At 73.5% G+C, this 11952-nt stretch carries 11 protein-coding genes and 1 pseudogene; 8 read left to right on the top strand and 4 right to left on the bottom strand.

Features of this window, described 5'->3' with window-relative positions:
* Positions 1 to 49 precede the first annotated feature (49 nt).
* Positions 50 to 409 (bottom strand): hypothetical protein, encoded by a 360-nt coding sequence (locus V9U70_RS16205; RefSeq protein ID WP_336675925.1) that lies wholly within the window; start codon positions 407 to 409, stop codon positions 50 to 52.
* A 443-nt stretch (positions 410 to 852) separates the two neighbouring features.
* On the opposite strand from V9U70_RS16205, the gene V9U70_RS16200 reads away from it, so the two are divergent.
* The 5 genes from V9U70_RS16200 to V9U70_RS16180 are packed head-to-tail and all read left to right on the top strand — an operon-like array spanning position 853 to position 4744.
* Positions 853 to 1029 (top strand): hypothetical protein, encoded by a 177-nt coding sequence (locus V9U70_RS16200; protein ID WP_336675923.1) that lies wholly within the window; start codon positions 853 to 855, stop codon positions 1027 to 1029.
* Between the two features lie 10 nt (positions 1030 to 1039).
* A complete protein-coding gene (locus V9U70_RS16195; RefSeq protein WP_336675921.1) occupies positions 1040 to 1741 on the top strand; it encodes a hypothetical protein in 702 nt (233 codons plus the stop codon).
* Complete coding sequence (locus tag V9U70_RS16190) at positions 1738 to 2739, top strand: DUF6895 family protein (RefSeq protein WP_336675920.1); 1002 nt, start codon at positions 1738 to 1740, stop codon at positions 2737 to 2739. Before V9U70_RS16195 ends, V9U70_RS16190 begins: the two co-directional genes overlap by 4 nt.
* Positions 2736 to 3659 (top strand): DUF6895 family protein, encoded by a 924-nt coding sequence (locus tag V9U70_RS16185; RefSeq protein ID WP_336675919.1) that lies wholly within the window; start codon positions 2736 to 2738, stop codon positions 3657 to 3659. The genes V9U70_RS16190 and V9U70_RS16185 overlap by 4 nt, the downstream gene beginning before the upstream one ends.
* Positions 3656 to 4744 carry a serine hydrolase domain-containing protein gene (locus V9U70_RS16180; RefSeq protein WP_336675918.1) on the top strand — a complete coding sequence of 363 codons (1089 nt, stop codon included), beginning with the start codon at positions 3656 to 3658 and terminating at the stop codon, positions 4742 to 4744. The genes V9U70_RS16185 and V9U70_RS16180 overlap by 4 nt, the downstream gene beginning before the upstream one ends.
* A gap of 71 nt (positions 4745 to 4815) precedes the next feature.
* Here the strand turns inward: V9U70_RS16180 and rsmI are convergent, their stop codons facing one another.
* Entirely contained in the window at positions 4816 to 5706 is an 891-nt protein-coding gene (rsmI, locus tag V9U70_RS16175; protein WP_336675917.1) for a 16S rRNA (cytidine(1402)-2'-O)-methyltransferase, read from the bottom strand.
* A gap of 53 nt (positions 5707 to 5759) precedes the next feature.
* Between rsmI and V9U70_RS16170 the strand changes: the two genes are divergently transcribed.
* Positions 5760 to 7526 (top strand): dolichyl-phosphate-mannose--protein mannosyltransferase, encoded by a 1767-nt coding sequence (locus V9U70_RS16170; protein WP_336675915.1) that lies wholly within the window; start codon positions 5760 to 5762, stop codon positions 7524 to 7526.
* Between the two features lie 167 nt (positions 7527 to 7693).
* Complete coding sequence (locus tag V9U70_RS16165) at positions 7694 to 9331, top strand: penicillin-binding transpeptidase domain-containing protein (protein WP_336675913.1); 1638 nt, start codon at positions 7694 to 7696, stop codon at positions 9329 to 9331.
* A 157-nt stretch (positions 9332 to 9488) separates the two neighbouring features.
* On the opposite strand, the gene V9U70_RS16160 is transcribed toward V9U70_RS16165, so the two are convergent.
* Together V9U70_RS16160 and V9U70_RS16155 are read right to left on the bottom strand one after the other, a co-directional pair.
* Positions 9489 to 9869: a hypothetical protein gene (locus V9U70_RS16160; protein WP_336675912.1), complete on the bottom strand. Its 381-nt coding sequence runs from the start codon at positions 9867 to 9869 to the stop codon at positions 9489 to 9491.
* 140 nt (positions 9870 to 10009) lie between these two features.
* Complete coding sequence (locus V9U70_RS16155; RefSeq protein ID WP_336675911.1) at positions 10010 to 11023, bottom strand: ArsR/SmtB family transcription factor; 1014 nt, start codon at positions 11021 to 11023, stop codon at positions 10010 to 10012.
* 738 nt (positions 11024 to 11761) lie between these two features.
* On the opposite strand from V9U70_RS16155, the pseudogene V9U70_RS16150 reads away from it, so the two are divergent.
* Positions 11762 to 11952 (top strand): annotated as a pseudogene (locus V9U70_RS16150) (hypothetical protein); the annotation flags it as partial.

Here is an 11952-nt window from a genome sequence, read left to right as displayed (position 1 = left end):
GCCGACGGCCCTCACGCGGGGAGGCACCCGTTCGCCCCGCGCCCCCGGCTCACTTGCGGTGGAACAGGTCGGACAGCCGCCAGTGGCGGCTCGGGGCGGCGGCCGCCGGGACCGGCCGGCCCTGCCCGGCCCGCTCCGCGCCGCGCGGGGCGCGCTGCCGCAGGACCTGCTGGGCGCCGGCCACCCGCCCCTCCCGCATGATGCGCACCACGTGTCCGCCGCAGTCGGCGCAGGTGGGCGTGGAGAGCGGGGACGGCACCCGCTCGCCGTCGGTCGTGTAGACGACGAACTCGTGGCCCTGGACGTCCACGTGGTGCTCGATCTCGTAGGACTGCTCCCACCCGTGTCCGCACCTCATGCAGGCGAAGGCGTACGCCTCATGGACGGTGGTCGCTGCGATCTCGCTCATGCCTGCTCCTCTTGTCCGCCGGTCAAGCGCTCCGCGGACGGCCGGCGGCCCGAAGGGTTCCGAACCGGCGGCCCGTCCCTTCCAGTGGACACCCGCACAAGGACGGACGCACCAGCTCAGAGGCGATGTTGGTGCGTTCTTGGCCTCCTTTTGCCGCCCTTTGCCGCTCCATGGCCCGAGGCAGGGCAGCGCGTGACCGCCGAACCACCAAGCGCCCCCCGACGCGCCCCGCACTCACCGTGAACGCGCCCGCGCACTACCCCCATCCCACCCCCAGATTTACCCGAATCCTCGGCATTTCCTTCGGCCTGGACCCAGGAATTCACCATTCAATTGAATTCGCAATTTCTCCGGACGTCGCACGCCGATTTGCGGGCCGCCCCTTTCTCCCTTTCACTCGTTATGTACGTCAACCCGATTTCCCATACAGGACGGGGAACACCATGTACACCACGGACACCACTGCCACCGACGTCGAGCTGGACCTCGACGCGGCCCTCAACCCGGGCGAGGCCGAAGGCTTCTACCGGGACTCGCGGGAGTGCGCGTTCCTCGCGCTCATCGCGGGCGGCGGCGCCCTGCTGCTCTCGCCCCCGACCCCGCGCCCGAAGAAGGGCTAGTCGTCGGCATATGGACCAGACACATGCCTCGTCCCCGCTAGCGGGCGCCGTGCATGACCTGGCAACAGAGGTGGTTCTCGCTCTTCGGAGCGGGGACCACCTCGCCACGGTGTGCGGCGCGGCAGGAATCGACGAGGAGAACCGGACCGGAATCGCGGCGGTGCGGGTCATCGGCGCCGACCTGCTGCTGCCGAGCGTCCTGCACGGGCGCCACCCACACCCGGGCGATGTCGCGGTGCTCGACCGCGCGGTGCGGGAGTTCCCGCCGAAGCCCGACGCCCCGGCCGCCACCGCCTGGAGCCACTGGCACATGATCTCCACGCTCCAGCGGATCGCGCCGTCGCCCCCGGGCCCCGCCGACCCGTACGAGGAACCCGACGCCGAATGGCTGGAGGAGGCCCCCTGGCAGGCGCTCACCCACCAGCTCTCCGTGCTCGCGCCGCTGGCCGTCCCGGCCGCCCCCTCGGCCGTGCGGCGGGCCGCCGCGGCACGGGCCGTCGACCTCTCGCGCGGCTTCGTCCGCGCGGTCCGGCGACGCGACTGGCTCCAGGCGGCGGGCGCGGGCCGCTGGCTCGCGGCGCTCGGCGGCGAACCGGCGACGCTGGGCCTGGAACGCGGCCTGGACTTCGTCGAGCTGATGGGCGGGCACGACCCGCGGGTCGCTCTCCACGTGCGGGCGGCCCGGCTGATGGCCGAGGCGAGGCAACGGTGACGGCGACCGCGACGCAGGGCCCGCGGGGGCACGCGGCCCCCGGGGCCGCGCTCGCCGTCCTGCCCCGCGTCCTGGCGGGAGCCCTCGACTGGACCGACGCCCACCGCGCGGGCTTCGCGCTCCCCGTCGACGTCCTGGAACCCCACGTCCAGGTCAACGCCACGCTCAAACCGCTGGGCGAACTGGCCCAGCTGGGCTCCGCGATCCGCCGCAGCACCCCCGCCGGCTCCCCGGAGCACTCCAGGGCCGGGGAACTCGTCGCGTACGCCTGGGAGCAGACGGACGCGGGCGGCCTGCTCCTGGAGCTGCTGCGCGGCGAACCCTTCGCCGCCTACCCCTACGAGATCTACGCCGCCTTCGCCGGACACGGGCTGCGCCACGAGGGCTTCGAGCGCCTCGCCGGCACGCTCACCGCGACCCGCGGCTGGGCCCACACCGAGCAGCAGGCCAACCGGCAGCTGGGCCTCGTCAACTCCGAGCGGCGGGTCGGGGCGCCCCCGCACGCCGACGCCGGGGCGGTGCTGGCCCGGACGTGGCTGGGCGGGCTGTCGGAGCCGTGGACGTTCGAGGGCCCGTCGGGCTACGCCCTGACCCACACCGTCTTCCACCTCACCGACTGGGGCCGCGCCCCCGACCGGGTCCCCGAGGAGACCGACGCCTATCTCCGCACCTGGCTGCCCCCCTGGGCCGACGGCTGTCTGGAGAGCCGGCAGTGGGACCTCACCGGTGAGCTGCTGGCGGTGGCCGCCTCCCTGCCGGGTCCGGCGCCGCTGCCGCTGCTGGACGCGGTGTGGCCGGTGCTCGCCGACGCCCAGCACCCCAGCGGCTGCGTCCCGGAGACCGGCCCGCCGGCGGACGGGGCCGCGGGCGGCGACCCGTACCCCTTCATCGACTGCTACCACTCCACGCTGGTGACGGCCTTCGCCGCGGCCCTGTCCCTGAGGTCGCTGCGGCGCACCGACGAGGCCGCGTCCGGCCGGGAAAGGCGGACCGCGTGAGCGCCATCCAGCAGATCCACGAGGTCGGGGCGAAGGCCCTGGAGTGGCTGTACGAGCACCGCCAGGGGTTCCGGCTGGAGGACGACCCGGCCCCCGAAACGGGTGTGCTCGACCGGTTCAAGCCCCTGGGCGAACTGGCCCTGATCGGCAAGGTCATCTTCCGCGAGGGGGTGGCCGGCTCCCAGCAGTCCGCCCTCGCCCACAAGCTGCTGGACCACTCCTGGCACGAACTGCTCGGCTCCGGGGCGCGGCTGCTGGACGGGCAGCGGCGCGAACCGCTCTCCCCGGTCCCGCTGGAGGTCTACGTGCCGTTCCGGGAGCTGGGCTACAGGCAGCCCGACCTGGAGACCGCGATCCGGCTCAACCACCGGCTGGCCAGCTGGGCGGCGCTGGAGGTGCTGCCGGTGCGGCGGCTGGGGCTGAGCGCGATCGAGCGGCGCTTCGGGGTCGAGCCGAGCACCCCGGAGAACGCGGCGCTCGCCCACACCTGGCTGGCCCGGCGACCCGAGCCGTGGACCGTCGAGGGGCACATCGGCTACGACATCACCCACACGGTGTTCCATCTGACCGACTGGGGCGAGCGTCCCGACGGACTCCCCGCCGACGTGGCGGAGTATCTGGCGCTGTGGCTGCCGGTGTGGCTCGACGACTGGCTCGACCTGAAGCGCTGGGACCTGCTGGGCGAGCTTTTGGCGGTCGACGCGTGTCTGCCGGAGCCGACCCTGGACCCCGCCGCGTGGCGGGGGTTCGCGCAGGCCCAGCAGGCGGACGGGGCGATGCCGGTGGTGGGCCCGATGCCCGAGGGGGACGAGGAGTCGGTGTTCGACCTCGTCTACCACCCGACCCTGGTCGCCGCGTTCGCCTCCGCGCTCGCGATGTCCCGTGCGCTGTCCGGCCTCAGCTCACCGGCCCCGGCATGAGCGGGCTCGCCGACGCGACCGGGACGGCCGCCGGGCGCACCACCGGGGGACACGGCGACCCGGCTGCCGCCCGGCTGCTGGCCGGGGCGGCCCGCGCCGTCGACGCGCCGGACCTGGTGCTCGCGGTCAGCCGCGACCAGGTCCGCACGGTCCACACCGGCGGCAGCGCGGCGCCGGGCCCGGTCCCCCGGGAGCGGCTCCTCTACGAGCTGGGCTCGGCGTCGAAGCCGTTCGCGGGGCTGCTCCTGGCCCGGCTGGTCGCCCAGGGCCGGGTGCGGTACGAGGACCGGGCGGCGGACCTGCTGGCCCCGGGCCTCCCCGTCCACCCGGCGGTGCGCCGGATCACCCTGCGCCATCTGCTCACCCACACCTCGGGGCTTCCGGGCCTGCCCGCCGACTTCTATCCGCGGGCCGTGCCCCGCTGGACCACCGACCCGTACGGCGGCTATACCGCGGACCGGGTGGTCCGGGCCTTCCTCAAGGCCCGCCCGCGCCACCGCCCCGGCGCCCGCTGGCACTACTCGAACTTCGCCGTATCGGTCCTCGGCCACACCCTGGCGGCGGCGACCGGGACCCCGTGGGAGGTCCTGCTGCACCAGCAGGTGCTGGCCCCGCTGCGCCTGGCGGGGACGCGGGTGCGCCCCGGCCCGGAGGGCGCCGACGCGGTCGGCCACCACCGCGACGGGACGCCGGTGCCCGCGCTGGACACCGGCGGCTTCACGGCGGCGGGCGCGGTCCGCTCCTCGCCGCTGGACCTGCTCACGTTCCTGGAGGCGCATCTCGGCGGGGCACGGCGCCCGGACTCCCCCGTGGACGCGACCCTGGCCACCGCGCTGGCGGACGTGACGCGCCCCGTGCTGCGCCGCGGGTGGCGGCACGCGCACACCCACACGCTCACGTGGTTCTGGCACCCCTCCCCGTACGGCCCGGTCCTCTTCCACGCGGGGGCGACCATGGGCCAGCAGGCGTTCCTGGGGCTGCGCCCGGACTCGGGCCTCGCGGTGGCGGCGACGGCGACCCGGCGGGTGCGTTGGGGTGACACCTTCGTGTCGACGGCGTACGGACTGCTGACCGGGACGCCGTAGCACCAGGCCGCAAGCACCACGCCGTACGACGGCCTGCGGCACAGCGGCCACGGCTGCCGCCGGGCGCCCCCTCAGGGTTTGGGCGCCCTCAAGGTCTCCTTCTCCGCGTTCTTCGCCGCGACCACCGCGTCGAACACCTCGCGCTTGGGCAGCCCGGCGGCGGCCGCGACGGCCGCGATGGCCTCCTTGCGCCGCTCCCCCGCCTCCTCGCGCACGCGCACCCGCCGCACCAGCTCCTCCGCGTCCAGCCCCTCGTCCCCGGTGTCGCTCGCCCCCTCGACGACGACGGTGATCTCCCCGCGTACACCGTCGGCCGCCCACACCGCCAGCTCGCCCAGCGGACCGCGCTTGACCTCTTCGTACGTTTTGGTCAGCTCCCGGCACACGGCGGCCCGGCGCTCGGAGCCGAAGACCTCCGCCATCGCGGCGAGGGTGTCGTCGAGCCGGTGCGGGGCCTCGAAGAAGACCATCGTGCGGCGCTCGTCGGCGTTCTCACGGAGCTTGGAAAGCCGTTCGCCGGCCTTGCGCGGCAGGAAGCCCTCGAAGCAGAACCGGTCCACGGGCAGCCCGGAGAGCGCGAGAGCGGTGAGCACGGCGCTCGGCCCCGGGACGGCGGTGACGCGGATGTCCTGCTCCACGGCGGCGGCCACGAGCCGGTAGCCGGGGTCGGAGACGGACGGCATGCCGGCGTCCGTGACGAGCAGGACCCGCGCGCCGCCGGTCAGCGCCTCGACGAGCTCCGGCGTACGGGCGGACTCGTTGCCCTCGAAGTAGGAGACGACACGCCCCGAGGTGTGGACGCCGAGCGCCTGGGTGAGCCGGCGCAGTCGCCGGGTGTCCTCCGCGGCGACCACGTCGGCCCGCTCCAGTTCGGCGGCGAGGCGCGGCGGGGCGTCCGCCACGTCACCGATGGGGGTCCCTGCGAGCACGAGCGTTCCAGTCGTTCCAGTCACATCAGCCATCCTCGCAGCACGGGCAGCGCCTTTCGCACAGCCGCGTTCCCTACGATGGCGCGGTGACGAGTACCGCGCCCGAGACACAGCGGGGCCAAGACGCCGGGGACCCGCGCGGCGCACAGCCGACCTCCTGGCAGCGGCGGCTGCGCCGATTCGGCCATGTGCCCCGCTCGGAGACCTCGCTCCGCGACCGGCTGGACCCGCCGTACACCAGGCCGGGACGGCAGTTCTGGTCCGTGCTCGCGGTGCCGCCGCGCCTGGCGGACCGCCTGGTGCGGTGGGCGGGCTGGGGCGGGCCGCTGCTGGTCGCGCTGGTGGCGGGCCTGCTGCGCTTCTGGAAGCTGGACCGGCCGCACGCGGTGATATTCGACGAGACGTATTACGCGAAGGACGCCTGGGCGCTGGTCAACCAGGGCTACGAGGGGTCCTGGCCCAAGGACGTCGACAAACTGATCCTGAAAGATCCCTCGTCGGTGCCCGTCCCCACCGACCCGGGCTATGTGGTGCACCCGCCGGTCGGCAAGTGGATCATCGGGTTCGGCGAGCAGCTGTTCGGCTTCACGCCGTTCGGCTGGCGGTTCATGGTGGCGGTGCTGGGCACGGTCTCGGTGCTGCTGCTGTGCCGGATCGGGCGGCGGCTGTTCCGCTCCACGTTCCTGGGCTGCCTGGCGGGCCTGCTCCTCGCGGTGGACGGCCTGCACTTCGTGATGAGCCGCACCGCTCTGCTCGACCTGATCGTCATGTTCTTCGTGCTCGCCGCCTTCGGCTGCCTGGTGGTCGACCGCGACCGCTCCCGCCGCAGGCTCTCCGAGGCGCTGCCGGTGGACGAGGAGGGCGTGCTGCGCCCGGACGCCCGGGTCGCGGAGACCCTGCGCCTGGGGTGGCGGCCGTGGCGGATCGCGGCGGGCGTGATGCTGGGCCTGGCCTTCGCCACGAAGTGGAACGGCCTCTACGTCCTGGCCGCGTTCGGGCTCATGACGGTGCTGTGGGACGTCGGCGCCCGGCGCACGGCGGGCGCGGTCCGCCCGTACGCGGCGGTGCTGCGCCGGGACCTGGCGCCCGCGTTCGTCGCCACGGTGCCGGTCGCGATCCTCACGTACGTCGTCTCGTGGACCGGCTGGATCGTCACGGACAGGGGTTACTACCGCGACTGGGCGGCCACCGAGGGCAAGGACTCCTCGTGGAGCTGGCTGCCGGACTGGCTGCGGAGCCTGTGGCACTACGAGAACCAGGTGTACGACTTCCACGTCGGCCTGACCTCGGGGCACACCTACGAGTCCAATCCCTGGAGCTGGCTCGTGCTGGGCCGGCCCGTCTCCTACTTCTACGAGGAGGAGGCGGGCTGCGCGGAGTCGGCGACCGGCAAGTGCGCCCGCGAGGTGCTCGCCATCGGCACCCCGCTGCTGTGGTGGGCGGCGTGCTTCGCCCTGGCGTACGTGGTGTGGCGCTGGCTCTTCCGCCGCGACTGGCGGGCGGGCGCGATCGCCTGCGGGGTGGCGGCGGGCTGGCTGCCCTGGTTCTTCTACCAGGAGCGGACGATCTTCCTGTTCTACGCGGTCGTGTTCGTGCCGTTCCTCTGCCTGGCCGTGACGATGATGCTCGGCGCGATGCTGGGGCCCGCGCAGAACACCGGGACCCGCGCCGAGTTGGGCCTGAACCCCCACGACCCGACCGGCGAACGCCGCCGCACGCTGGGCGCGATCGCGGTGGGCGTGCTGGTGCTGCTGATCGTGTGGAACTTCATCTACTTCTGGCCGCTGTACACCGGGACCTCGATCCCGGAGGACCTGTGGCGGGACCGGATGTGGCTGGACACCTGGGTGTAGCCGGGGAAACGGCGGGCCCGGCGCTGGATGGCGCCGGGCCCGCCGTGCTTCGTCCGGCCGGCATTCCGGTCCGGTAACAACGGCCCCCCGGCCCGTCCGCTGCCCTTAGGCTGCCTCACAGTTGACTTTGAACACGTTCAAGCCACATCCGGGGGAGGGGACTACAGATGCGCAGCGGAACGAAGGTCGCCGTGGTCGGCGGAGCGTTCGTCCTGGTGGCCGGCGGCATCGGCTACGGGGCCTACAGCATGCTCACCGACGCGGGCGGCGGGGGCAGCGGCACGCGGAGCGCCTCAGAAGTGTCGAAGGTGAAGACCGGGCCGCCGAGCGCGGAGGAGATAGCGAAGACGTCGAAGGGCTTTCTGGACGCGTGGGCGGCGGGGGACGCCACGGCCGCGGCCCTGCTCACCAACAACGAGACGGGCGCGGAGCCGGTGCTCTCCTCGTACGGCGAGGACGCCCACATCGGCAAGGTGAAGATCACCCCGGGCCCCGCGGTCGGCGCGAAGGTGCCTTACACCGTCAACGCGACCGTCTCCTACGAGGGCGAGTCGAAGCCCCTGTCGTACGCCTCCGAGCTGACCGTGGTGCGCGGTCTGACGACCGGGAAGGCGCTGGTCGACTGGGCGCCCACGGTCGTGCACCCGCAGTTGGCGGAGGGGGCGGCGCTGAAGACCGGCGAGTCCTCGACGCCGGCGATCGAGGCCGTGGACCGCAACGGCACGGTGCTCACCGAGGAGGAGTACCCGTCGCTGGGGCCGATCCTGGACACCCTGCGCAAGAAGTACGGGGCGACGGCCGGTGGGTCGCCCGGCATCGAGACGTGGATCGAGCCCGCGGACGAGACACAGCCGGACATCAACCTGCTGACCCTGACCCAGGGCAAACCCGGCAAGGTGCAGACGACGCTGGACGCGGGCGCGCAGGCGGCGGCCGAGCGGGCGGTGAAGAAGTACGCGCAAGCCTCGGTGGTCGCGGTGAAGCCGTCCACCGGGGCGATCCGCGCGGTGGCCAACAATCCGGTGACCGAGTTCAACGTGGCGTTGCAGGGCAAGCAGGCACCCGGCTCGACGCTGAAGATCGTGACGGCCGCGCTGCTGCTGGAGAAGGGCCTGGTCACCGCGGACGGCACGGCGGAGTGCCCCAAGGACGCCATGTGGCAGGGCCGTTCGTTCCACAACCTGGACCACTTCGCGCTGCCGGACGGCTCCACCTTCACCCAGAGCTTCGCCCAGTCCTGCAACACCGCCTTCATCAAGCTGATCGACGACGTCGGCGACGACTCGGCCCTCGCCAAGGAGGCGCGGGACGTCTTCGGGATCGGCCTGGACTGGAAGACCGGCGTCGTCACCACCGACGGCAGTGTGCCGGAGGAGACGGGCGGCGAGGCCGCGGCCCAGTACATCGGCCAGGGCACGGTCCAGATGAACGCCCTCAACATGGCGTCCATCACCGCCACCGCCCGCACCGGCACCTTCCGCCAGCCGGTCATCGTCCCGAAGTCCCTGGACGACCGGCCGCTGGCCACGGCCTCGCGCTCGCTGTCCCGGTCCGTCACCCAGCAGCTGAACTCGATGATGCGGGCCACGGCGGCCTGGGGCACGGGCAAGGACGCCATGGCCTCTGTGGGCGGCGACAAGGGGGCGAAGACCGGTTCGGCCGAGGTCGGCGGGCAGACCGACTCCAACAGCTGGTTCACCGGCTTCAGCAACGACCTCGCCGCCGCGGCGGTCGTCCAGAAGGGCGGCCACGGCGGCGACGCGGCGGGCCCGGTGGTCGCCGAGGTGCTGCGCGCGGGCGGCTGAGCCGAAGGCGGGGCCGCCCGGCCCTCCGGCCGGGCGTCCCGACTCCGGCGACGCCCGGCAGGTGCTCCCCCACGGTCAGGGGGCGGGGGCAGAAGCGCCCCGCCCCCTGGTCATGCGGGTTTCGACGCCCCTGCGGCGGGCGGCCGTCGCGTTGGCCTCAGGGCGCGAGCCTGATCGAGTTGATCGGGGTCAGGTTCACGTCCCAGTAGGTCCAGGTGGGCATCTTCGCGCCGCAGCCGACGCCGTCGTAGCCGGTGCACAGCTGCACGGTCGCGCCCTGGGTCTGGTTGTTGAAGACGCGGTGGACACCGGTCTGATTGCGGAGGTTGTAGACCCCGTACCGGTAGTACGTCGCCTCGGGCCGGTTGCCGTTCCAGGACGCGCCCGGGTAGATGCAGACGTACCCGGAACGGCATCCCGCGTAGGTGTCCTGGGCGTCCTGGGCGTCGGCCGACCCGGCCTGGGCCCCGGCGCCCGTCGTCAGTACGGCCCCTGCCGTGAACATGAGCAGTGCTGCCGCTCGTACGAGTTTGCGCATGGCGTTCCTCCCTGCGCGGGGCCCTGGGCCCTGCGCTCCCCTGTGGGGCACATGATGGTGACGGAAGAAGCGTGGCAGTGCGGCGGGGGCGCGCGCCGCACCCTTTCATCAGGGTGAAACCGTCCGCCGCACCCACCGCGTCAGGGGCCGGCCGTCTCCAGAAGCCGGCGGCCGAGCGGCGAGGGGCGGTGGAGCACGCACCGGCCCTCCTTGCGGCTGGCGGCGAGGCCCGCCCCGCGCAGGATCGCCAGCTGCTGGCTGGTGTTGGGCAGGGAGCATCCCACCGCGTCGGCCAGCTCGGACGTGGTGGCGCAACCGTGGGCGGCCACTTCGTACAGCAGCGCGGCGCGGGTCGCGCCCAGCAGCCGGGACAGCGAGGCGGCGGCGGTCCGGCCGGGCGCGGAAGGCGGCTGGACCGGTTTCTCGACGGGGTAGACCAGCATCGGCAGCCGTGCGCCGTCGACCCGTGCGATCGGCCGGCGCCAGCAGAAGTACGACGGCGTCAGCAGCAGGCCCCGCCCCGCCAGATGCAGGTCCCGGTCCGCGGAATGCGTCACCTCCAGCACGGGCGGGCTCCACCGCGCCATCGGGCGGAAGGTGTCCAGCAGGGCGCGGGTGCCGCCGGCCGCCAGTTCACGGCACCGCCAGGCGACGTCGGAGGCCACCGCCGCGTCGATCCAGTGCCGGTAGGGGTGGATGAACGCGGCGTCGTACGCGGCGAGAAGCCCCCCGAGGTTCCGCAGCGCCGCCGTGTCACCCCGCTCGCCCTGCCGCTCCCCCGTGAGCGGCCGCGCCAAGGGGCCCGACGCCGCCAGGAGCGTGAGTTCCCGCCGCAGCCGGCTCCGGGGGGTCGAGGGCGGTGGGTCTCCGCCCCGGAGGGGACCGGCGTCGCCGTCGTCCGGGGCGGAGGGCAGGAAGTCCGGGCAGGAGAGGCCGGGCGGCACGAGACCGCGCATCGCCAGGGCGACCGCCCGGTCCGGCCCGCCCGCCCGCAGCCGGGGGGCGACAGCCCGCCGCCACGGGCCGAAGGCCAACGCGCCCTCGCCGGTCTGGAGCTGGCGGACGCTGCACACGATCTCCCAGAACGGGTCCGGGCTGCGGGCGATGCGGACGTACTCCAGGTCCTGCGCGGTGAAGTGAAGACGCAACACCATTTCCCCCTTGTCGTACTTTCCTGCATATGTCGCCCCACCACTGTGGCCCCGCGCCCGGAAGCCGTGATCGGGACACGCCATTTCCAGCCAGGGATTGGCCGGATGACCTGGGTGAAGGGCGCAAAGGCGCACGCACGGGAGCGCGGGGTGGGACCCCGGCACTCCTGTGCGCCCGAACCCGCCGGCCCCCACGCCTCTCCCGCCGGTTCCCCCGCCTTACCCGTCGGCTCCCCGCCTCCCCCGTCGCCGCCCCGGCCCGGGACCCGCACTCGCTCGGACCGGGTCTGATGGCGATCGGCATCGGACTGACGCCGCACACGAGTTGACCTCGCGGAGTCCTGCCGCCTCGCGCACGCCCGGCAGCCGCCGTGGATCAGCGCGCGAGGGACGCGGCGGAGGGGCGCCCCTGGACGTGTCCGGCGGTCGCTCCTGCCGGATCGCGCGCCGGCGCGTCGCGGTGGCGCACGACCGGATCGCGCGAAACCGCGTCCCGGTGGCGCGCGACATCACCTACTCAAAGAACCAGGGAAATGACCCCACCCCACCCCACCCGGCGTGTACCTGACGGGTCCCGAGGGGCGCATCACCCGCACGGGTGAGTTTTGCCAACTCGACTGGATTTCGTACCGGTTGGCAGGCATATGCTCACGCCACCACACATCAGACGTACGTCGGCCCCCGGCCGGGACTGCAATCCCGATCGAGGGCCTGACCACCAAGGAAGTTCGGAGCTTCCCTATGGCTACCCAGCAGAATACTGCGCTCACGCGCGCCCTGGCAGAGGTTCCCGGGCCTCACCCGAGGTCCGGCGTGATCCACGTCGTCATCCCGCACACCACCCGCTTCACCGTCGTCGGCAACCACCTCGCCCAGCACCCCGACCTCAGCTGCACCGCCGTGGGCATCGCCGTACGCATCCAGTCCCTGCC

It is taken from the genome of Streptomyces pratensis (assembly GCF_037137275.1).
GTDB lineage: Bacteria > Actinomycetota > Actinomycetes > Streptomycetales > Streptomycetaceae > Streptomyces > Streptomyces pratensis_B.
This window is presented reverse-complemented; position numbering and strand designations above follow the sequence as displayed.